This window comes from Variovorax paradoxus (genome assembly GCF_029919115.1).
Taxonomy (GTDB): domain Bacteria; phylum Pseudomonadota; class Gammaproteobacteria; order Burkholderiales; family Burkholderiaceae_C; genus Variovorax; species Variovorax paradoxus_O.
The window spans coordinates 3956529-3977067 of sequence record NZ_CP123990.1 but is presented as its reverse complement, the minus strand read 5'-3'; the positions used below and the strand labels follow the sequence as shown (position 1 = coordinate 3977067).

Annotated in this window: 22 protein-coding genes; 15 read left to right on the top strand and 7 right to left on the bottom strand. The window is 66.6% G+C overall.

The window, feature by feature from the left end:
- Nucleotides 1–2 precede the first annotated feature (2 nt).
- Nucleotides 3–737 carry a helix-turn-helix domain-containing protein gene (locus QHG62_RS19195; protein ID WP_281147219.1) on the bottom strand — a complete coding sequence of 245 codons (735 nt, stop codon included), beginning with the start codon at nt 735–737 and terminating at the stop codon, nt 3–5.
- Between the two features lie 141 nt (nt 738–878).
- Here QHG62_RS19195 and QHG62_RS19190 point away from each other — a divergent pair, with 141 nt between their 5' ends.
- The 7 genes from QHG62_RS19190 to QHG62_RS19160 all read left to right on the top strand — a co-directional run bounded on the left by QHG62_RS19190 (nt 879) and on the right by QHG62_RS19160 (nt 7307).
- Entirely contained in the window at nt 879–1736 is an 858-nt protein-coding gene (locus tag QHG62_RS19190; protein WP_281147218.1) for a hypothetical protein, read from the top strand.
- 14 nt (nt 1737–1750) lie between these two features.
- Nucleotides 1751–3712, top strand: a complete 1962-nt coding sequence (locus QHG62_RS19185; protein ID WP_281147216.1) for an MFS transporter — start codon at nt 1751–1753, stop codon at nt 3710–3712.
- A gap of 156 nt (nt 3713–3868) precedes the next feature.
- Nucleotides 3869–4372 carry a YiaA/YiaB family inner membrane protein gene (locus QHG62_RS19180; RefSeq protein ID WP_281147214.1) on the top strand — a complete coding sequence of 168 codons (504 nt, stop codon included), beginning with the start codon at nt 3869–3871 and terminating at the stop codon, nt 4370–4372.
- 53 nt (nt 4373–4425) lie between these two features.
- Nucleotides 4426–4893: a hypothetical protein gene (locus tag QHG62_RS19175; protein ID WP_281147212.1), complete on the top strand. Its 468-nt coding sequence runs from the start codon at nt 4426–4428 to the stop codon at nt 4891–4893.
- Nucleotides 4890–5681: a DUF2145 domain-containing protein gene (locus tag QHG62_RS19170; RefSeq protein ID WP_281147210.1), complete on the top strand. Its 792-nt coding sequence runs from the start codon at nt 4890–4892 to the stop codon at nt 5679–5681. The genes QHG62_RS19175 and QHG62_RS19170 overlap by 4 nt, the downstream gene beginning before the upstream one ends.
- Nucleotides 5682–5729: 48 nt before the next feature.
- Nucleotides 5730–6839 (top strand): zinc ribbon domain-containing protein, encoded by a 1110-nt coding sequence (locus QHG62_RS19165; protein WP_281147208.1) that lies wholly within the window; start codon nt 5730–5732, stop codon nt 6837–6839.
- Nucleotides 6840–6929: 90 nt separating this feature from the next.
- On the top strand, nt 6930–7307 hold the full coding sequence (locus QHG62_RS19160; RefSeq protein ID WP_281147206.1) for a DUF3597 domain-containing protein: 378 nt from the start codon (nt 6930–6932) through the stop codon (nt 7305–7307).
- Between the two features lie 51 nt (nt 7308–7358).
- On the opposite strand, the gene QHG62_RS19155 is transcribed toward QHG62_RS19160, so the two are convergent.
- Nucleotides 7359–8147, bottom strand: coding sequence for an SDR family NAD(P)-dependent oxidoreductase (locus QHG62_RS19155; protein WP_281147204.1), 789 nt, complete (start codon nt 8145–8147; stop codon nt 7359–7361).
- Nucleotides 8148–8273: 126 nt separating this feature from the next.
- Between QHG62_RS19155 and QHG62_RS19150 the strand changes: the two genes are divergently transcribed.
- Nucleotides 8274–8657, top strand: coding sequence for a hypothetical protein (locus QHG62_RS19150; RefSeq protein ID WP_281147202.1), 384 nt, complete (start codon nt 8274–8276; stop codon nt 8655–8657).
- Nucleotides 8658–8690: 33 nt separating this feature from the next.
- Here QHG62_RS19150 and tgt read toward each other — a convergent pair whose 3' ends face one another.
- Genes tgt through queA form a run of 3 tightly spaced genes read right to left on the bottom strand, consistent with a single transcriptional unit; the run spans nt 8691 to nt 12162 of the window.
- The gene (tgt, locus tag QHG62_RS19145; RefSeq protein WP_281147200.1) at nt 8691–9884 is read right to left on the bottom strand and encodes a tRNA guanosine(34) transglycosylase Tgt; all 1194 of its coding nucleotides are present in this window, start codon (nt 9882–9884) and stop codon (nt 8691–8693) included.
- Nucleotides 9881–11122: a PQQ-dependent sugar dehydrogenase gene (locus QHG62_RS19140; RefSeq protein WP_281147198.1), complete on the bottom strand. Its 1242-nt coding sequence runs from the start codon at nt 11120–11122 to the stop codon at nt 9881–9883. The genes tgt and QHG62_RS19140 overlap by 4 nt, the downstream gene beginning before the upstream one ends.
- Nucleotides 11119–12162: a tRNA preQ1(34) S-adenosylmethionine ribosyltransferase-isomerase QueA gene (queA, locus tag QHG62_RS19135; protein ID WP_281147196.1), complete on the bottom strand. Its 1044-nt coding sequence runs from the start codon at nt 12160–12162 to the stop codon at nt 11119–11121. The genes QHG62_RS19140 and queA overlap by 4 nt, the downstream gene beginning before the upstream one ends.
- An 83-nt stretch (nt 12163–12245) precedes the next feature.
- On the opposite strand from queA, the gene recG reads away from it, so the two are divergent.
- The 5 genes from recG (at nt 12246) to QHG62_RS19110 (ending at nt 17559) form a co-directional block, all read left to right on the top strand.
- Nucleotides 12246–14375, top strand: a complete 2130-nt coding sequence (gene recG / locus QHG62_RS19130; protein ID WP_281147194.1) for an ATP-dependent DNA helicase RecG — start codon at nt 12246–12248, stop codon at nt 14373–14375.
- A gap of 82 nt (nt 14376–14457) precedes the next feature.
- Nucleotides 14458–15423, top strand: coding sequence for a LysR substrate-binding domain-containing protein (locus QHG62_RS19125; RefSeq protein ID WP_281147192.1), 966 nt, complete (start codon nt 14458–14460; stop codon nt 15421–15423).
- 154 nt (nt 15424–15577) lie between these two features.
- Nucleotides 15578–16153, top strand: coding sequence for a Dps family protein (locus QHG62_RS19120; protein ID WP_281147190.1), 576 nt, complete (start codon nt 15578–15580; stop codon nt 16151–16153).
- 61 nt (nt 16154–16214) lie between these two features.
- Nucleotides 16215–17075 (top strand): 4-hydroxybenzoate octaprenyltransferase, encoded by an 861-nt coding sequence (gene ubiA, locus QHG62_RS19115; protein WP_281147188.1) that lies wholly within the window; start codon nt 16215–16217, stop codon nt 17073–17075.
- Nucleotides 17076–17091: 16 nt separating this feature from the next.
- Nucleotides 17092–17559: a MaoC/PaaZ C-terminal domain-containing protein gene (locus QHG62_RS19110; protein ID WP_281147186.1), complete on the top strand. Its 468-nt coding sequence runs from the start codon at nt 17092–17094 to the stop codon at nt 17557–17559.
- Nucleotides 17560–17565: 6 nt separating this feature from the next.
- Here the strand turns inward: QHG62_RS19110 and proC are convergent, their stop codons facing one another.
- On the bottom strand, nt 17566–18423 hold the full coding sequence (gene proC, locus QHG62_RS19105; RefSeq protein WP_281147184.1) for a pyrroline-5-carboxylate reductase: 858 nt from the start codon (nt 18421–18423) through the stop codon (nt 17566–17568).
- Nucleotides 18420–19598: an esterase-like activity of phytase family protein gene (locus tag QHG62_RS19100; RefSeq protein ID WP_281147182.1), complete on the bottom strand. Its 1179-nt coding sequence runs from the start codon at nt 19596–19598 to the stop codon at nt 18420–18422. Before QHG62_RS19100 ends, proC begins: the two co-directional genes overlap by 4 nt.
- A 215-nt stretch (nt 19599–19813) precedes the next feature.
- On the opposite strand from QHG62_RS19100, the gene rplN reads away from it, so the two are divergent.
- Together rplN and rplX are read left to right on the top strand one after the other, a co-directional pair.
- Nucleotides 19814–20182 (top strand): 50S ribosomal protein L14, encoded by a 369-nt coding sequence (gene rplN / locus QHG62_RS19095; RefSeq protein WP_009124801.1) that lies wholly within the window; start codon nt 19814–19816, stop codon nt 20180–20182.
- A gap of 13 nt (nt 20183–20195) precedes the next feature.
- On the top strand, nt 20196–20528 hold the full coding sequence (gene rplX / locus QHG62_RS19090) for a 50S ribosomal protein L24 (protein WP_126748524.1): 333 nt from the start codon (nt 20196–20198) through the stop codon (nt 20526–20528).
- Nucleotides 20529–20539: the final 11 nt, after the last annotated feature.

Here is a 20539-nt window from a genome sequence, read left to right as displayed (position 1 = left end):
GTTCAGGCTCTGCGGAGCCGGGTGAAGGCTTCGAACTCCCAGTTGCGCATGCCCAGCAGCAGCGTGTAGCCCTCGCGGTCCTTGGCCGAGAGCTTCTGGTCCGTCTGGTGCTGCTGCGCAAAGTCTTGCGCCACGCGCTGCAGGCGCTCCAAAAACGCCGGCGCCAATGACCGGCTGATGGAGCCGTGCACGAGCAGCAGCCCCTCGGCCGGGCCATCGAAGCCGCCGCGGTAGTAGTCGAGCACCACGTTCTCGCGAAAGAACTCCATCACCGGGCCGTGCGGCCGCCAGCGGAAGGTCTTGGCGAGCTTCAGCCGGTAGCGGTTGAGCGGGCGCAGTTCGATGATGCCGATACGGTCCAGCTGCGCCAGGAAGCCGATGCACTCCGCCTCGGTGATCCGGTACGAAGCCACGATCTGCTCCAGCGTCCACTGGCTCAGCACGCTGATGGCCACCAGCAGCAGCTTCTTGTCCTTGACCACCGCCTTTTCCTGCTCCTGCGTGAGCTCTTTCAGCAGCGGCTGGGCGTCGGCCACGCGGCGGGCCAGCTCGGCAAAGTCGATCTTGAGCGCGCGGCAGATCGCATCGACGCGCGAGAGCGGCATGTCGCTCTTGGCCAGCATTCGCTTGACGCTGGATTCCGCCATGTCGAGCGACCGCGCCAGGTCGGCGTAAGTCATGCGGGCGCTCTTGAGTTCGTTCTTGAGGGCTTGGACAAGGTCGACGGTGGTGCTCATGAAAGATGGCTTGTGCGGGAAGGGGTATCGAAAAAGGATACCGAAAGGTGTGAATTAATACCTCGTATCGATTCTCGATGCCTACAGAGAGGCTGGCAACTAAATTCCGCGGCTCGTACCACCCAACCAACGAGGCCCGCCATGTTCCTGCCCACTCTCAGCCGCCGCGAACGCGGGCTGCTCTTCGCGTTTGCGCTGCTTGCGCTGGTCGCTCTGTTCGGCCCCGCGCTGCCTGCGGCCGACGTGGCGATTGCCTCGGTGTTTGCCGACGACCGCGCCTGGCACGGCCTGCCCAACGCAATGGACGTGCTGAGCAACCTGCCTTTCCTGCTGATCGGCTGCTGGGGCCTGTACCGGCTCAACCGCATCGACCGGGCCCACCAGCAGGCGCTGGCCCAGTTTCCGCTGGCACCGCCAGCCAGCGACCCGCCGGACAACACGCTGGACTGTGCCTGGCTGTTCTTCGCAGGCCTGATCGCCACAGCGGCGGGCTCCGCCTTCTATCACCTGCTACCCGAAGCTCCCCGGCTCGCGGCCGACCGCGCCGGCATGGCCGTGGCTTTTGCGGGGCTGATCGGCATGGCCGTCTGCGAGCGCGTGAGCCAGCGTGCCGGCTGGCCGGCGGCTTGGTTCGTACTGACGGCAGGGCTGCTGGCGGCAGAGCTGGTGCAGGAAACCGGCAACGTGCTGCCCTGGGCCCTCGTGCAGTTCGGCGGCATGGCCCTGGTGCTGACGCTTGCGCTGGCCACCCCGATGCGTGGTGCGGTCGGCCTCAAGCTGGGCTGGGTGATCCTGTTCTACGCAGTGGCCAAGGCTTTCGAGCTGGCGGACCACCAGGTCTATGAGGCCTCCGGCCACCTGATTTCGGGCCATAGCCTCAAGCACCTGGTGGCGGCGCTGGCGGGCCTGCCTGTGCTGGCCGCACTCCGGAAGCTCGATGTGAGCTGGCGCGGGGCCCTGCTGCGGCACAATCCCGACGCAGCCGTCGTAACGGCCTGAGGAGAATTCTTCGAATGACAACCCCCGCCGCTGCTGCGACTGCCGCCACCGCGCCCCATGACGCGAACGCGCACGCCAACCAGTTCGCCCTTCTCAAGCAGCGGCGTTTCGCGCCCTTCTTCTGGACGCAGTTCGCGGGTGCTGCGAACGACAACCTCTTCAAGTTCGCCTTCACCGTCTTGGTGACCTATCAGCTGCAGCTGAGCTGGATGCCGCCGGCCATGGCGGGCCTGGTGATCGGGGCGCTGTTCATCCTGCCGTTTCTGCTGTTCTCGGCAACGGCCGGGCAGCTCACCGACAAGTTCGACAAGACGAAGATCATTCGCTTCGTGAAGAACTTCGAGATCGCGATCATGCTGATTGCAACCTGGGGCTTCGTGCGCGCAGATGCGGTGGTACTGCTGGGCTGCGTGTTTCTGATGGGCCTGCATTCCACGCTGTTCGGGCCGGTCAAGTTTGCCTACTTGCCGCAGGTGCTCGACGCGCGCGAGCTCACGGGCGGCAACGGCATGGTCGAGATGGGCACGTTCGTCGCCATCCTGCTCGGGCAGGTGGCGGGCGGGTTGCTGGTGGCGCTGCCGCAAGTCGGCCACACCACGGTGGCGGTGGCTTGCGTGCTGCTGGCGTTGGTCGGCCGCGGTGTGGCGCAGGCCATTCCACGGGCGCCCGCCACCGACCCCGCGTTGGTCATCAACTGGAACCCGGTCAGCGAGACGTGGCGCAACCTCAAGCTGGCGCACGGCAACACCGTGGTGTTCCGCTCGCTGCTGGGCATTTCATGGATGTGGTTCTTCGGTGCCGTCTTCCTGAGCCAGTTTCCGAGCTTCGCGAAAGAAGTGCTGCACGGCGACGAGCAGGTGGCTTCGCTGCTGCTGGTGGTGTTTTCAGTGGGCATTGGCGTGGGCTCGCTGCTGTGCGAGACGCTGAGCCGCCGGCAGGTCGAAATTGGCCTGGTGCCGCTGGGCGCCATCGGCATGAGCGTGTTTGCCATCGACCTGTACTTCGCGTCGCGCGCGCTGCCGCCGGTTGCCGTCATGGGCCTCGGCGCCTTTGTGAGCCAGGCCGCGCACTGGCGCGTGATGGCCGACCTGGCGCTGCTGTCGCTCTTTGCGGGGCTGTACAGCGTGCCGATGTATGCGCTGATCCAGCTGCGCAGCCAGCCCACGCACCGCGCGCGGATCATTGCGGCCAACAACATTCTCAATGCGCTGTTCATGATCGGCAGCTCGGTGCTCGCGGGCGCATTGCTGGGCGCCGGCTTCACCATTCCGCAGATCTTCCTGTTCACCGGCATTGCCAACGCGGTGGTGGCGTTCTACATCTTCATGCTGGTGCCGGAGTATCTGCTGCGCTTCATTGCGTGGATGCTGTCGCACTTCGTCTATCGCTTCGAGATCAAGGGCGATGAGCACATTCCCACCGAAGGCGCGGCGGTGCTCGTGTGCAACCACGTGAGCTTCATCGATGCCATCCTGCTGATGGCCGCAAGCCCGCGGCCGATCCGCTTCATCATGGATCACCGGATCTTCAAGGTGCCGGTGCTCGGCTGGCTGTTCAAGCTGGCCAAGGCCATCCCCATCGCGCCGCAAAAGGAAGACTCCGCCGCCTATGAAGCCGCCTTCGCCAAGGCGCTGCAGGTGCTGCGCGAAGGCGACCTCCTGGCGATCTTTCCCGAAGGCGCGATCACCCGGGACGGCACCCTGCAGCCTTTCAAGGGGGGCGTGATGAAGATCGTTGAAAGCGCGCGCGCCGAAGGCATCGAACCGCCGGTGATTCCCATGGCGCTGACCAACCTCTGGGGCTCGTACTTCAGCCGCATCGAGCTGCGCGGCGGCCAGAACGTGGCCATGGCCAAGCCCTTCCGCCGCGGCTTCTTCAGCCGCGTGGGGCTCAACGTCGGCCACGCGGTGCCGCCGGTCGAAGTGCAGCCGGAGGCGCTGCAGCAGCGCGTGAGCAGGTTGCTGGCAACCACCTGACGTCCCGAGGCAAGGCCTCGCCGGCGCGCAAGGCGCCGAAAAGTATCTTTTTGGGATACCGCAAGCGGCTTAAACCGGAACTGGTCGAAGCATTTGATCCTCGCGGTGCGGGAGCGAATCATCATTCGCCCACCTTCACTACGCCGCGAGGCATTCATGCAAACCTTCCCTTCCACCACCGTTTCGATCCAGCGCGATACGCGGGCCTGGCAGCTCCAGGTCTGGGCTTCTTTCGCGATTGCCGTGTTCCTGTGCGCCACCGGCTTGAGCTGGCTGCCGCGCGAGGCGCTGGACCGTGCGTTCATGGTGATGGGCTACGTGTTCTGCCTGAGCACCGCCTTCATGCTGGCCAAGTTCATTCGCGACAACCAGCATGCGGACGCCGGCGGCGCCGCAAGCCGCGACGTGCCGATGTGGCGCCTGGTGGTCTGGGGCAGCTTCTTCACGGCCATGGGCCTGACCGGCTGGGGCTTGATCCGCATGGAGATCAACGACGCCTACAAGGCCTTCCTGGGCGTGAGCTGGCTGTTCCTGATCAGCTCGGCCTTCACGCTGGCCAAGACGCTGCGCGACCGTCACGAGGCCGACTTGGTCGAAGCGCGCCTGCAAGGCCGCCGTGCCGCCCGGCAGGAAGCGGCTGCCGCCGGCTCGGCTGAATGAGCGGCGCGTCTTCCGCTTTTTTTGACCCACACCTCAACCAACGAAAGATTGTCATGAAAAAGTCGATTGCAGCTCTTCTTGTCGCCGCCGGCACCGTGTTCGCCGGTGCCGTGCTTCCCCTTCAGGCCCATGCGCAGAGCCAGGCATCCGAGGCGTCCGGGGCACTTTCACTGCTGCCTGTGGCCTCGGTGGTGGGTGCCGCTTCAGCCGTCGGCGCTTCGGCTACCGCGGTGGTCGCGGTGCCGGCCGCGCTCTCGGTGGGCGGCTCGATGCTCACCGTGATGGCAGTCGAGGCCTCGGCGGACGGCACCGTCTACGTGCTGGAGCGCGCGTCCGATGGCGCCCGCGCCAGCGTCAAGGTGATGGGCCGCGCCGCCAATGGCGTGTCCGCATCGGTGGGCACGGGTGTGCTGGTCAGCGTGATCGGTACCGGCATCGTGCTGTCGGCCGCGGGCGAGGTGCTGGCCTTTGTGCCCAATGCCATCGGCCGCGCGTTGTTGCACAACGAGAGGCTGTCATGAAGCGCGCGCTCTTCCCTGGGCTCCTTGTGCTCGCGGCGGCCCTGCCGCTTCAAACGCACGCCGGCCGTTCCTGCGAGCAGGCCAAGCCGACCGCCGAGTTGATCGTCAAGGGCATGCAGTTGGCCGAGCGCACCTCGCAGCAGCTGGATGCGAGCGGGGCCCGCGTCGTGCTGCTGGCCCGGGCCGGGCAAGACCTGAGCAAATACGGCCTGCGCTATTCGCACCTGGGCATCGCCTTCAAGACGGAGCAAGGCCCGTGGCGCGTCGTGCACAAGCTCAACCAATGCGGCACGGCCGTGGCTGCGGTGTACCGGCAGGGGCTTGGCGAGTTCTTTTTGGACGACCTCTGGCGCTACGAGGCGGCCTGGGTGGTGCCCACGCCGCAGGTGCAGGCCCAGTTGCTGGCCGCGCTGCAGGAGCCGCCGCCCCGCATCGTGCGGCTGAACGTGGCGCCCTACAGCATCGTGAGCTACGTGTGGGGGCAGAAGTACCAGCAGTCGAACCAATGGGCCGTCGAGACGCTGGCCGCGGCCATGGAGCCCGCCACCATCGGTAGCCGCGGGCAGGCCCAGGCGTGGATGCAGTTCAAGGGCTACGAGCCGACGACGCTGCGGCTCGGCCCGCTCACGCGCCTGGGCGGCCGTGTGGGGTCGGCCAACGTGGCGTTCGACGATCACCCGAATGACAAGCGCTTTTCGGACCGCATCGAAACGGTCACTGTCGATTCGGTATTCGCATGGCTGCCGCGCGCGGGGCTGGGTGCTGCACCGGTGGCGTTCAAGCTGTAGTTGCAAGCCGGGCGTTCGCGCTTCGAAAAGAAAACGAGGAAGAAAAAAATGAGCAAGTCATTGCGACTGTCCGAAAAGTGGTTTCGCCGCGGCCTGTGGCTGGTGGCCCTCGTGTTCGCGAGCTTCCTGATAGGGCTTGGCGGCACCATCGTGGGCGACCTGCCGCAGGTGGAGCGGGCCCTGCAGCTGGACGACTTCATCGACCGTGCCGCGGCCGAGCCGCTGCGCAACACGATCAAGGCGGCGGAGCAAACCGAGCTCGTCGCAACACGCGAGCTGGAGCAGGTTCGCCTGCAGCTCACTGCCGCACAGCAGGCCAGTGCCAACGCCCGCGAGACTTTCGCCAACTGGATAGCCACGCGACGCGCCACCGCGCAGCCTGACCAGGACACGGAACTCATCGCGCGCACCAAGGCGCTCGATGTCTTCAAGCAAAAGGAAAACGAGGTTCAGCAGCAGGTGAATACACAGCGCCAGATCGTGCTCGATGCGCGGCAGGGCGAGCAGCGCGCGCGCCAATCGCTGGCGGTGCTGGAGCGCGTTGCCCAGGAGAAGCTGGAGGCCGAGTACCGCCGGGTCGAATTGCGCGTGTTCGGCTACCGGCTTGCGCTGACGCTGCCCCTGCTGGTGGTGGCGGGCTGGCTCTTCGTTAAAAAGCGGAAGGGCACCTACTGGCCTTTTGTTTGGGGCTTCATCTTCTTTGCGGTGTTCGCCTTCTTCGTCGAGCTGGTGCCCTACATGCCGAGCTATGGCGGCTATGTGCGCTACGTGGTGGGTATTCTGGCCACGGTGCTGGTGGGGCGTTATGCCATCGTGGCGCTGAACAGCTACCTGGCCCGCCAGAAGCTCGCCGAGCAGCAGCCCGACCAGGTGCGACGCGAAGAACTCAGCTACGACACCGCGCTCACGCGGCTCGGCAAGAACGTGTGCCCCGGTTGCGAGCGGCCGGTGGACCTGAAGAACAACGAAATCGACTTCTGCCCGCATTGCGGCATTGGCCTGTTCGACCATTGCGGCCAGTGTGAAACCCGCAAGAGCGCGTTCTCGAAGTTCTGCCATGCCTGCGGTACATCCGCCGCGCCACCGGCGTCGCCTGCATCCGCAGGAGAGTCTGCGAATTCGTTCACATCCGGCGCGGCGGTTCGGCCTGCGGTGTAGCGGGAGCGCCGCAGGGCCGTGCTACAACGTCCGGCGGCGACACAACTGTGGCCGCAGGTTTTCCTTTTTCAACATCGACGGAGCACACGCATGAGCATTTTCGGCAGCATTCTTTCCAAGATTTTCCCGTCCGCGAACGCCGCCACCGCGCCCGCTCCGGCAGCCCCGGTGTCCGCCGGCGCACCCGCCGCTGCCGCCCCCCCGGCGGCCATTACCGTGGTCGACGTCGAGGCCCTGCTCGACGGCATGCCCGGCGCGAGCAGCCTGAACTGGCGCACCTCCATCGTCGACCTGATGAAGCTGCTTGGCCTGGACAGCAGCCTCGATGCGCGCAAGCAGCTCGCGGCCGAACTCAGCTACGGCGCCGACACCAGCGACAGCGCCAAGATGAACATCTGGCTGCATCGCCAGGTCATGACCAAGCTGGCGGCCAACGGCGGCAAGGTTCCGGCCGAACTGCGCGATTGATCGGCTGGTCGCCAACCCGCAGGAAGCCCGGCATGCCGGGCTTTTTTTGCTTCAGGTCCAGCCGGCATCCACCACGAAGTCTTGCGCGGTGCACATTTTCGAATCGTCGGCCGCCAGGAACAGGGCCATGGCGGCAATGTCTTCGGCCATCACGCGGCCCGGCAGGCACTGCGCCGCATCGATCTCGGCACCGGACTCGGGCTTAACCCACAGCTTGATCTGCCGCTCGGTCATGACCCAGCCCGGCACGATCGAATTGACGCGGATGTTCTCCTTGCCCAGGTCTCGCGCCAGCGACCGCGTGAGTCCGCGCGCGGCCGCCTTGCAGGCCTGGTAGACGGGGTAGCCACGGCCCTTGATCATCCAGCTGATCGAACCGAAGTTGATGATCGAGCCGCCGCCCAGCGCGCGCATGTCGTCCGCAACAGCCTGTGCCGCGAAGAACTGGTGCTTGAAGTTGACCGCCACGAGCCGGTCGAAATCTTCGCTGGTCACGTCGGCCATTTCATGGCGGCGGTCATTGGCCGCGTTGTTCAGCAGCACGCCGATGGGGCCGAACTGCGCGCGCACCGCGGCAATGGCGGCGCTGAGGGCCGCGGTGTCTGTTACGTCGCATTCGCAGAACAGCGCCGGGTTGCCGCCCTGGAGCTGGGCCGCGAGCGCACGGCCTGCCGGGGCATCAAGGTCGCAGAAGCCGACCTTCGCGCCTTGGTTGTGGAAGGCCCGCACCAGCGCTTCGCCAATGCCGGTGGCGCCGCCGGAGATGAACACGGTGCGGCCGGCCAGCGAGGGATAGCGGGCGCTGTATGCGGTAGGTGGTGATGAAGAAGCGGTGGTCATGGCGTTGAGCGTAGCGGATGTGTATCTGTAAGCGAACCCGGTCTACTCCTGCATACCTCCGGTGTACGTGGCGTATGGCTTCCGGCATGTGGGCAGCGGGCGCCTGCGTGGGTAGGCTTGTCGCCCATGAACAATTCCTACCGTCGCCGCGCGCTGAGCGGCCTTTCCGCCCTGGCGCTTCTGCCCTTGGCAGCCGCCGTGCGGCCCGCCCGCGCCCAAGCGCCGGCGCCGATCCAGCTCTTCAAGGTGGTCTCGCCGAAAGACGAGATCATCGTCGGGGTGGAGGCGGCGCAGCTCGGCACCGGAGCCGGCCCCGGCGTGCAGCGCCTGGCCGAGCTGCTGGCAGCCAAGGGGCAGCTCACGCTTTGGCAATACGCATCGCAGAAAGATGCCGCAGGTGCGCTGGTGCAGGCGCCGCTGCGCCAGGTGGCCGTCTTCAAGAACGACCTGCTGCGCATCGAGCCGTACACCACGCCGCTTGCCGTCAAGGCGCCCGCCGCTGCAAAGTAGAGCGAGCCGGTTCGACCGGGCCGGGTGCGGCGGCTACACGCCGCGCGCGCGGTCGGCCTTGAAGCGCGCCCTGAAAGCCGTGAAAGTGCCCGCCTCGAGCGATTCGCGGATTTCGCGCATCAGGTTCAGGTAGTAGTGCAGGTTGTGGATGGTGGTGAGCATCGGCCCGAGCATTTCGGCGCAGCGGTCCAGGTGGTGCAGGTACGCGCGGCTGAAGCCCTCGCGACCGCCGTCGTTCCAGCTCACGCCCGAGGTGCCCGCACAGGCATGGCAGGTGCAGCTCGGGTCGATGGGCTGAGGGTCGTTCTTGTGGCGCGCATTGCGCATCTTCAGGTCGCCGAAGCGCGTGAACAGCGTGCCGTTGCGCGCATTGCGGGTCGGCATCACGCAGTCGAACATGTCGACGCCGTCCGCCACGCCCTGCACCAGGTCCTCGGGCGTGCCCACGCCCATCAGGTAGCGCGGCTTCTCGGCCGGCAGCCGGTGCGGCGTGTGGCCCATGATGTGCAGCATCTCTTCCTTGGGCTCGCCCACGCTCACGCCGCCAATGGCGTAGCCTGGAAAGTCCATGTCCACCAGCGCGGCGAGCGATTCTTCTCGCAGGTTCTCGAACATGCCGCCCTGCACGATGCCGAAGAGCGCGTTCGGGTTTTCGAGCCGCGCAAATTCATGCTGGCAGCGCTTGGCCCAGCGCAGGCTCAGTTCCATCGAGATCCGCGCCTCGGCTTCGGTGGTGATGTGGCCCTTGGTGTCGTAGGGCGTGCACTCGTCGAACTGCATCACGATGTCGCTGTTCAGGATGGTCTGGATCTGCATCGAGACCTCGGGCGTGAGGAACAGCTTGTCGCCGTTGACGGGCGACGCGAACTTGACGCCCTCTTCGCTGATCTTGCGCATGGCGCCCAGCGACCAGACTTGGAAGCCGCCCGAGTCGGTGAGGATGGGCTTGTTCCATTTTTCGAACTGGTGCAACCCGCCGAAACTCGCCATCACGTCCAGGCCGGGCCGCATCCACAGGTGGAAGGTGTTGCCCAAAATGATCTGCGCGCCCATCTCTTCGAGGCTGCGCGGCATCACGCCCTTGACGGTGCCGTAGGTGCCCACGGGCATGAAGATCGGCGTTTGCACCACGCCGTGGTTGAGCGTGAGCGTGGCACGGCGCGCGTGGCTGTCGGGGTCGGTCTTGAGAAGTTCGAACTTCAGGCGCGGCAAGGTGGTGTCGGTCATTTCCGGGGGGCGGCGCCGGTGTCCGGCAGCAGCATCAGGATGGTACGGTTGAAGTCTTCGACGGCGAGCAGGCGGCCCTGCCGGTCGACGGTGATGCCGGTGGGGCGGCCCATGGGTCGCACACCGGGCTTGGGGTTCCAGCCGGCGAGCCATTCGATCGGCTTGCCCGACGGCAGGCCCCGCGTATCGAGCGTGTAGCCCACCACGCGGTGGCCGGGCGCCTGGTGGCCGCGCCACGCCACCAGCAGCTGGCCCGCGAAGCGGCTGTTCGCGGGCCCGGTGATCATCTGCAGCGGCGCGACGTGCGCGGGCCAGAGCATCAGCGGGGCTTCGGTGGCCTTGCAGTCATGCCGGTTCTCGTAGCCGCGCGCGGGCCGGCGGTTGCCGACGCAGTAGGGCCAGCCATAGTCGCGCCCGGCCTGCAGCCGGTTCAACTCTTCGGGGGGCTGGCCCACGTCTTCGTAGTCGATGGAATTCTCGCCCTGCAGCACGGTGCCCTTGGCCGGGCCGTCCGGCAGCACCGTCAATGCGACCGAGTTGCGCAGGCCCGTGGCAAAGGGCTTGAAGCTCTGCAGCTTGTAGTCCGGCCCGGCGAGCACGGCTTCGTACACCGTGGCGCGGGGCTTCGGTCCGGCCAGGTCGGGGCAGGGCAGCGGGTATTGTTTCGACGAGGTATCGCGGCAGGCATCGGAATCGGAGCCGACGTTCACGTAGAGGCGCCCGCCGGGTCCGAACGCCAGTTCCTTGAGCGGATGCGTGCCGTCGCCCGGCAGCCCGTCGATCACCGTTTCGCGCTGCAGTGCACCGCCGGGCGAAGGAATAGCCGTGCGCCAGACCGCGCCCGACTCGCCGATGTAGATCTTGCCGTCAGGTCCGGCAACGAGACCCAGGGGACGGTCGAGCTGCTCGGCCAGCACGCTGAAGCGCGCGCGCCGCGGCGCAGGACCATCGGCAGGCAGCACCATCTCGAGCAGGCGGCCACGGCGCGGTTCCCACGATCCCATGTCGACCACCCAGTAGCGGCCGGGCGCGACCTCGAGAATGCGACGTGGCGCGCGCAGGCCCTGTGCCTCGTCGGCCAGCAGCGCGACGCAAGTGCCCACGGGGCTGCCGATGTCGAGCCGCGCGTACACGCCGCAGAGCCCCTGAGGCGTGTAGCCGCGCGCATGGCCCGCCGTCGGCAGCAGCATCGCGCATCCGAACGCGGCCAGCCAAAGGCGGAGGGCACTGAACTTCATGGGGCAGAGCGCGCCAGCAGCATGGAGTCGCCGTAGCTGAAGAAGCGGTATCGATGGGCAATGGCGTGGGCATACAACGCCATCACGCGCTCGTAGCCCGCAAAGGCCGAGACCAGCATCATCAGCGTGCTCTTCGGCAGATGGAAGTTGGTGACCAGCAGGTCGATGTGCTCGAAGGCGAAGCCCGGCGTGATGAAGATGCGCGTGTCGCCGCTCGTTTCGCCGCTCTTGGCCCACGATTCGAGCGTGCGCACGGTGGTGGTGCCAACCGCGACCACGCGGCCGCCGCGTGCCTTGCATTCGGCAATTGCGCGCTGCGTGGCTTCGGGCACCTCGTAGCGCTCGGCATGCATCGTGTGCTCGGCAATGTTCTCGGTCTTGACCGGCTGGAAGGTGCCGGCGCCCACGTGCAATGTCACGTTGGCGCGCTGCACGCCGCGGGCTTCGAGCTCGTCGAGCAGCGCTTCGTCGAAATGCAGCGCGGCCGTTGGTGCGGCCACGGCGCCGGGCACGCGCGCGAACACGGTCTGGTATCGGCTCTCGTCGTCGGCCGAATCGGTGTGGGTGATGTAGGGCGGCAGCGGCACGTGGCCGCAGCGGGCCATCAGCGCATACGGGTCCTCGCCGGCGTCGCTTTCAAAGCCGAACCGGAACAGCGCGCCATCTTCCTCGGGCCAGCGCCCCAGAAGCGTCGCACGAAAGCCGCCCACCATCTGCAGCGTGGTGCCCACAGGCGGCTTCTTGCTGACCTTCATGTGTGCGACCACCTCGTTGCCCTGCAGCACGCGTTCGACCAGCAGTTCGAGTTTGCCGCCAGTCGGCTTCTCGCCGAAGAGGCGTGCCTTGACCACGCGCGTGTCGTTGAAGACCAGCAGGTCGCCTTTGCGCAGAAGCGAAGGCAGGCTCTTGAAGATGCGGTCGACCGGCTCGCTGCCGGTGCCATCGAGCAGGCGGGACGAAGTGCGTTCGGTGGCCGGATGCTGCGCCACCAGTTCGGGGGGCAGGTCGAAATCGAAATCGGAAAGCGTGAAGGCGCGCATGGTGCTTGAGGGCCGGACGGGCCCGTGCCAAGGAGGCGTGGAAGATGAGTAAAAGCGAGGCCGGAGCCGGGCAGAATTGTCCCATGCCCGCTTCCGCGAAGTCAGTGCCGCCCGAAAAGACCTCAAGCCCGCCCGCCGCCGCCCCAGCCGCGCCCGGCGCCGGCCTGAGCGCCGTGCAGCGCGCGCTGCGCAAGCTCGGCCTGGTGCGCGACATCGACTTTGCGCTCTACCTGCCGATGCGCTACGAGGACGAGACCCGCATCGTGCGGCTGGCCGACACGCGCGACGGCGACATGGCGCAGGTCGAAGGCGTGGTGACGGAGTGCGAGGTGGTGTTTCGTCCACGCCGGCAATTGATCGCCACCATCGACGACGGCAGCGACACCTGCCAGCTTCGTTTTTTCAACTCCTATCCCTCGCAGCAAAAGCAGCTCGCGGTGGGAGCCCGCGTGCGCGTGCGCGGCGAGGTGCGCGGCGGCTTTGTCGGGCGGCAGATCATGCATCCGACCGTCAAGGCGGCCGGCACTTCGCTGCCCGAGGCGCTCACGCCCGTGTACTCGACGGTGGCCGGGCTCCCGCAGCCGGTGCTCCGGCGCGAGGTGCGTTCGGGCCTGGCGCGTGCGGTGCTCGACGAGACGATTCCGGTGCAGATCGGCCTGCGCGGCGCCTGGGACCTGCGCAGTTCGCTGACCTTTCTGCACTACCCCACGCCCGACGTGGCCATGGCCACGCTCGAAGACCACAGCCATCCCGCCTGGCAGCGCATCAAGGCGGAGGAACTGCTGGCGCAGCAGCTCTCGCAACTGCAGGCGCGGCTGGAGCGAGCGGCGCAGCGCGCACCGGCGCTGCCCTCTTCCGCCGAGCCGGAGCTGAGCTCGCTGCATGCGCAATTGCTCGCGGTGCTGCCTTTCGGCCTGACCGGGGCGCAGCAGCGCGTGGGCGAAGAAATCACGCGCGACCTGGGCCGCGAGATTCCGATGCACCGCTTGCTGCAGGGCGACGTGGGCTCGGGCAAGACGGTGGTGGCGGCGCTTGCCGCGGCGCGGGCCATCGACGCGGGGTTTCAGTGCGCGTTGATGGCGCCGACGGAAATCCTTGCCGCCCAGCACTTCGGCAAGCTGGTGGGCTGGCTCGATCCGCTGCTGGCCGAGCGGGGCTTGCGCGTGGCTTGGCTCACGGGCAGCCAGAAGAAGAAGGAGCGCGACACCATGTCGGCCGCGGTGGAAAGCGGCGAGGCGGCCCTGGTGATCGGCACGCATGCCGTCATTTCGGAAAAGGTGCGCTTCAAGAACCTGGCGCTCGCGATCATCGACGAGCAGCACCGCTTCGGCGTGGCCCAGCGGCTCGCGCTGCGCGGCAAGGCTGGCGGGCATCTCGAACCCCATCTGCTCATGATGAGCGCCACGCCCATCCCGCGCACGCTGGCGATGAGCTATTACGCCGACCTGGATGTGTCCACGCTCGACGAGCTGCCGCCTGGCCGAACGCCCATCGTTACCAAGCTGGTAGCCGATCACCGGCGCGATGAGGTGATCGATCGCATCCAGGCGCAGGTCGAACAGGGGCGGCAGGTGTACTGGGTGTGTCCGCTCATCGAGGAGAGCGAGGCCGTCGACCTGCGCAACGCGACCGAAACACGCGACGAGCTGGCCGATGCATTGGGCCCTGCGGTCAATGTCGGGCTGCTGCATTCGCGCATGCCCACTGCCGAGAAGCAGGCCGTGATGGCGGCTTTCACGGCCAACGAGATCCAGGTGCTGGTGAGCACCACCGTGATCGAGGTGGGGGTGGACGTGCCGAACGCCTCCTTGATGGTGATCGAGCACGCCGAGCGCTTCGGCCTCTCTCAGCTGCACCAGCTGCGCGGCCGGGTGGGACGTGGCGCCGCGGCATCCGCCTGCGTGCTGCTCTATGCGCCGGGCGACAGCGGGCGCGTGGGCGAGGCGGCGCGGGCCCGGCTCAAGGCCATGGCCGAAACCAGCGACGGCTTCGAGATAGCGCGCCGCGACCTCGAGATTCGCGGCCCTGGCGAGTTCCTGGGCGCGCGCCAGTCGGGCGCACCGTTGCTGCGCTTTGCCGACCTGACCACCGATGCGATGCTGCTCGATTGGGCGCGCGAGCTGGCGCCCGTCATGCTGCAAAAGCACCCGGACCTGGCGCAGCGGCATATCGACCGCTGGCTCGGCACGAAGGCCGAGTACCTCAAGGCATAGGCCTGCTTGCTGCGCCGGTGGCCCGAAAGGCGACCCCAGGCGGAGTCCGGTCACACACCCTTGCGCATAATTGACGCAAGCTATGACTCTCACAGAACTCAAATACATCGTCGCAGTAGCCCGCGAACGGCACTTCGGCAAGGCGGCAGAGGCCTGCTACGTCTCCCAACCGACGCTGTCGGTGGCCATCAAGAAGCTCGAGGACGAGCTCGAGGTCAAGCTCTTCGAGCGCAGCGCGGGCGAAGTGACCGTGACGCCGCTGGGCGAGCAGATCGTGCAGCAGGCGCAAAGCGTGCTCGACCAGGCCGCGAGCATCAAGGAAATTGCCAAGCGCGGAAAAGACCCGCTGGCCGGTCCCCTGAACCTGGGGGTGATCTACACCATTGGTCCCTACCTGCTGCCCGACCTGGTGCGCCAGGTGATCGCGCGCACGCCGCAGATGCCGCTGGTGCTGCAGGAGAATTTCACCGTCAAGCTGCTGGAGATGCTGCGCGCCGGCGAGATCGACTGCGCGATCATGGCCGAGCCTTTTCCCGATACCGGCCTGGCCATGGCGCCGCTCTACGACGAGCCGTTCATGGCGGCACTGCCGGCAAAGCACAAGTTTGCTGACCGGGAGTCGGTGACCTCCGACGAACTGCAGAACGAAACCATGCTGCTGCTCGGCACGGGCCACTGCTTTCGCGACCATGTGCTGGAGGTGTGCCCCGAGTTCGCGCGCTTCTCCAGCAATGCAGAGGGCATCCGGAAAAGCTTCGAGGGCTCGTCGCTCGAAACCATCAAGCACATGGTGGCCTCGGGCATGGGCGTAACGCTGGTGCCGCGCCTCTCGGTGCCTGCCGAAGCGCTCAAGCCCAAGGTCAAGGGCCGCAGGGAGCCCGAGCAGATGGTGCGCTACCTGCCGGTGCGCGATGCGCAGGACCGCGACCCGCCCACGCGGCGCGTGGTGCTGGCGTGGCGCCGCACGTTCACGCGCTACGAGGCGATCGCGGCATTGCGCAATGCCATCTATGCGTGCGAACTGCCGGGCGTCAAGCGGCTGTCATAAGGCTGCCGCAAGAGAGAGCAAACTCGCGAACTTGGCCTACGTGGAGGCCATTCGAATTCATTGATCGCTGGGATAGAGTGGCGCTGTTGCGAAGCCGCGGGCCGGCTTTCAGAATAACGGTTGTCCCTAAGACTTGAAGAAAGAGTTTCACGCCATGGCAAAAGATTCGAAGAAAGCGTCGTCGTCCTCTTCATCCGGCAAGGTGCCCAAGAAGGGTGATGCCCTGGTGGCCCAGGAGTCGGGGAGCCGCAATGCCCCAATCATCAACATCGGCATCGAACGCCAGGACCGCGCCGCCATTGCCGAGGGCCTGAGCCGCGTGCTGGCCGATACCTACACGCTCTACCTCACCACGCACAACTTTCACTGGAATGTGACGGGGCCGCACTTCAACTCGCTGCACGCCATGTTCATGACGCAGTACACCGAGCTCTGGGGCGCGACCGACATCATTGCCGAGCGCATTCGCGCGCTGGGCCACTATGCGCCCGGTTCCTATGCCGAGTTCAGCAAGATATCCACCGTGCCGGACGTGCCGCAAACCCCGCCGAAGGCGATGGAGATGGTGCGCATCCTGGTGAAGGGCCACGAAACCGTGTCGCGCATCGCGCGCGAGTTCATCCCGGTGGCGGAAGAGGCCGGCGACGACCCGACGGCCGACATGCTGACCGCGCGCTGCACGGTGCACGACCAGACCGCATGGATGCTGCGTTCGCTGCTCGAAGACTGAGCGGGCACGCAAACCCGAACCCCGAGAGCGGCACAATGGCCGCTCTTTTTTTGCCTGCCGCATGCTTGCCCGCCGTTTTGCGCTTTATCTCGACCTGATTCGCTGGAACCGTCCCGCCGGTTGGCTGTTGCTGCTGTGGCCCACGCTGGGTGCCCTCTGGTTTGCGGCCGGGGGATGGCCAGGCTGGCACCTGCTGGCCGTGTTCGTGCTGGGCACCATCCTGATGCGCAGCGCGGGCTGCTGCGTCAACGACGTGGCCGATCGGGACTTCGACCGCCATGTGAAACGAACCGCGCAGCGGCCGGTCACCAGCGGGGCGGTCTCGGTCAGGGAGGCGCTGGTGCTGGGCGCGGTGCTGGCGTTGCTGGCCTTTGCGCTGGTGCTCACGACCAATCGGGTGACGGTGCTGTGGTCGTTCGCGGCGCTGGCCATCACGCTGGTCTATCCGTTTGCCAAGCGCTTCGTCTCGGTTCCCCAGGCGGTGCTTGGCATTGCCTTCAGCTTCGGTATTCCGATGGCGTTTGCGGCGGTGCAGTCCACCGTGCCGGTGTTTGCCGCCTGGTTGCTCGCCGGGAACCTGTTCTGGGTGCTGGCCTACGACACCGAATACGCCATGGTCGACCGCGACGACGACCTCAAGATCGGCATGAAGACCTCGGCCATCACCTTCGGCCGCTTCGACGTGGCCGCGATCATGGCGAGCTACGGCATGTTCCTGGCGGTCTGGGCCTGGGCCGGTGCCAGCCGGGGGCTGGGTGCGGTGTTTTTCGCAGCCATTGCCATTGCCGCGGCGCAGGCGGGGTGGCACTGGCGGCTGATTCGCGACCGCACGCGCGACGGGTGCTTCAAGGCCTTCCGGCTGAACCACTGGCTCGGCTTCACGGTGTTCGCCGGCATCGCGGCCGGCTACGCCATCCGCTAGACAGACGGGACGCACCATGCTCGAACGCCTGACGCACAAGATCGGCCAGGAAGGCCTGTCCGGCTGGCATCTCATCACGCAGGAGATGGTCGACCGGTACGCGGCACTGTCGGGCGACGGCGAGGGCGAATGGATCCATCTCGACCCGGAGCGCGCCGCACGCGAGGCGAACTACGGCGGAACGATCGTCCCGGGCTTCTTCCAGGTGTCGCACCTGATCCGGCTGACCGGCGAGGCCATGCGGACGCTGCTGCCCTTCGATGCGAACCACGCGTTGAACTATGGATTCGACCGGTTGCGCTTTGTCAGGCCGATGCCGGTGGGTGCGCGCTTCCGGGCGCGGGTGCGCATTCTTGAAGTGACGCCCAAGCCTGGCGACAGCTTCCTGCTGAAGGAGGAGGTGCTGCTCGAGCTCGAGGACGGCACCGTCACGCTCGCGGCCGAGTGGCTGGTCTTCCTCGGGCCGCGCGCATTGCCGGCCTGACGAGACTCAGGCGCGGCCGAATTCGTCGCCCAGTTCGGCGGCGCGCTGCTGGGCCGCGCGAATGGCGGCCTTGAACTTCGCCTTGACGTCGGCGCCTTCGAGCGACGCAAGAGCCGCATAGGTCGTTCCGCCCTTCGACGTCACGCGTTCGCGCAGCACCGATGGCGGCTCGGTGGCGCTGTGCGCCAGCGCCGAGGCGCCGGTGAAGGTGCCGACCGCCAGACGCAGGGCCTGATCGGACGAGAGGCCCATTTCGACGCCGGCCTCGGCCATCGCCTCGATGAAATAGAACACATAGGCAGGACCCGAACCGGACATGGCCGTGACCGCGTCCAGCGCGGCCTCGTCGTCGACCCAGAGCAGCTCGCCGGTGGGCGCCAGCAATTGCGCGACCAGTGCGCGGTCGGCAGCGTCCACGCCGGGCCGCGCGTAGAGACCGGTCATGCCCTGGCCGACCAGCGCCGGCGTATTGGGCATGGCGCGCACCACGCGCTCGCTGCCGAGCCAGCGTGCGATGCTGTCCGATGGAATGCCCGCCGCGACGCTCAGGTGCAATGCGTTTTCGGCAAAGGCGCGCACCGGACGGGCGGCTTCCGCAAAGGTCTGCGGCTTGACCGCCCACACCACCACCGCGCAGCGCGAGAGGGCTTCGCTCGCCTCGGCCTGCGCGATGATGCCGAAGGACTGCGCCAGCTTCTGGCGGGCTTCTTCGAACGGTTCGACCACCTCGAAAGCGTCGGCGGGCGTGCCCTGCTTGATGAGGCCGCCGATGATGGCGCTGGCCATGTTGCCGCCGCCGATGAAGGCGACGGGAGGAAGCGGTGCCGGCGCGGTGCGGGGCAGGAAAGTGACGGCGATGGTCATGGTCGGTCGGTGTATTCGAATGCCGCGAACTGGGTTGTCTGCAGCGGGTTGAAATTGTCGTCGCTCACCACGACCAGCATGCGTTTGTCGTCCGGCAAGGCCGGGCCCCAGCAAAGGCCTTCGGTGTTGTCCAGGCGCGAAAGGCCGAGCGAGGCGAAGTCGGCGACCAGCTCTTTTGGCGCCGGCCGGTGGTTGCCTGTGGCGAGCACGTCGGTATTCAGCACATCGGTCGCGTCGCGGATTTCGATCTCGTAGAGGCGCAGCGAGTTTCCGGCGCCGGTGGCGTAGGCGCGCTCGAGCACCAGCATGCGGTCGTTGTCGAGCATCAGGATCTCGCTGATGCCGTTGTCCGCATGGCTGCCGGGGAGGAGCGGCCGCAGCGGAATCGGGTCGGGAACGTAGGCTATCTGACAAACGGCCCGACCGGTTTCCAGGTCGACCTGGGTCAGCCGGCAAGGGCCTCCGGCCGCCTGGGTGGTGGGAACCGGGCCGTCCTGGATCAGGGCGTTTTCCATCGCGAGCCAGGCATGGCGGCCGTCCGGCGTCACCGCCAAGCCCTCGAAACCCAGGTTGTCGCGCGGGCCTCGCTGCCGCGCCGGATCGGGAGTGAACATGGCCGGCAGCGGGAATTCGCGAAGCAGGCGGCCATCGCGTGCCGATTCATAGAGGGCGGGACCGAATCCGCGCAGGACATCCCCTTCGCTCACCCAGAGCAGGGTGCCGGCCCCTGGCCGCACGCGCAGCGATTCGGGGTCTGCCACAGGGGTGCCCGGGTCGGCGCGGCGCCGGTCGGGCCAAGGCCCGCCGCCGGGTCGTTGCAGCTGAACCACATCTTTCGGGGCGGGCGCCTGCGCCCAGGGCGCGGGCCACGAGGCGGTATAGAAACGTGCGGGGCTCAAGTCAGATCGGTCATCGCTGAGTAGCAAGTACTCGCTTCTTTCAACGTCGTAGTCAATGCCGGAAAGACCGCCCGCCGTCGTGCCCTGTATATTCAGCCGGTGCGGCCAGTGGGCCTCCGCGATGCGGCGCAGTCGTCCCGCCCCTGGCAGCGGCATCGCCGGACTTCCGCAGCCCCACAGTCCCGAGCCAGCGAAAGCGGCGGCTACGCCGGCCAGCAGCAGCCGGCGACGCGCGGGTGATTGGGCTTCCTGCGGGTCTGGAATAAAGGTGCGCACGCCGCCAAGTCTAGTTCCAGCGCATTTCCGGGCCAGAAGGCAGTTGACAGCCTTTTGCCTGCGTGCCACAATCGCTGGCTTCGCTTCAAAAAGGCGAAGCTTTCAGCCCAAAGCGGAAGTGCCTCGAGTGGTTCGAGGTGCAGACGACGGGCCCAAGACTGACCGCAGCGTCTCCCTCCTGGAGGCGCATCGGTACAAGTTGGGAACTACTAGCAATGATCCAAACTGAATCCCGGCTCGAAGTGGCCGACAACACAGGCGCGAAGTCCGTCCTGTGTATCAAGGTGCTCGGTGGCTCCAAGCGGCGTTATGCCAGCGTGGGCGACGTCATCAAGGTCAGCATCAAGGAAGCCGCTCCGCGTGGTCGCGTCAAGAAGGGCGAGATCTACAGCGCAGTGGTGGTCCGCACCGCCAAGGGCATCCGTCGCGCCGACGGCTCCCTCGTCAAATTCGATGGCAACGCAGCCGTGTTGCTCAACGCCAAGCTGGAGCCGATCGGCACCCGCATCTTCGGACCGGTGACGCGCGAGCTGCGCACCGAAAAGTTCATGAAGATCGTGTCGCTGGCCCCCGAAGTTCTGTAAGGACAACAACGCCATGAACAAGATTCGCAAAGGCGACCAGGTCATCGTGTTGGCCGGGCGCGACAAAGGCAAGCGCGGCGTCGTCTCGCTGCGCAAGGACGATTCGCACCTCGTCGTCGAGGGCGTGAACATCGTCAAGAAGCACGCCAAGCCGAACCCCCTCAAGGGTACGACCGGCGGCATCGTCGAGAAGACCATGCCCATCCACCAATCCAACGTGGCGATCTTCAATGCCGCGACCGGCAAGGCCGATCGCGTGGGCATCAAGATCACCCAGGGTGCTGACGGCAAGCGCGTGGCTGTTCGCGTCTTCAAGTCCAGCGGCGACGAAATCAAGTTCGCCTAAGAGGTACTCAC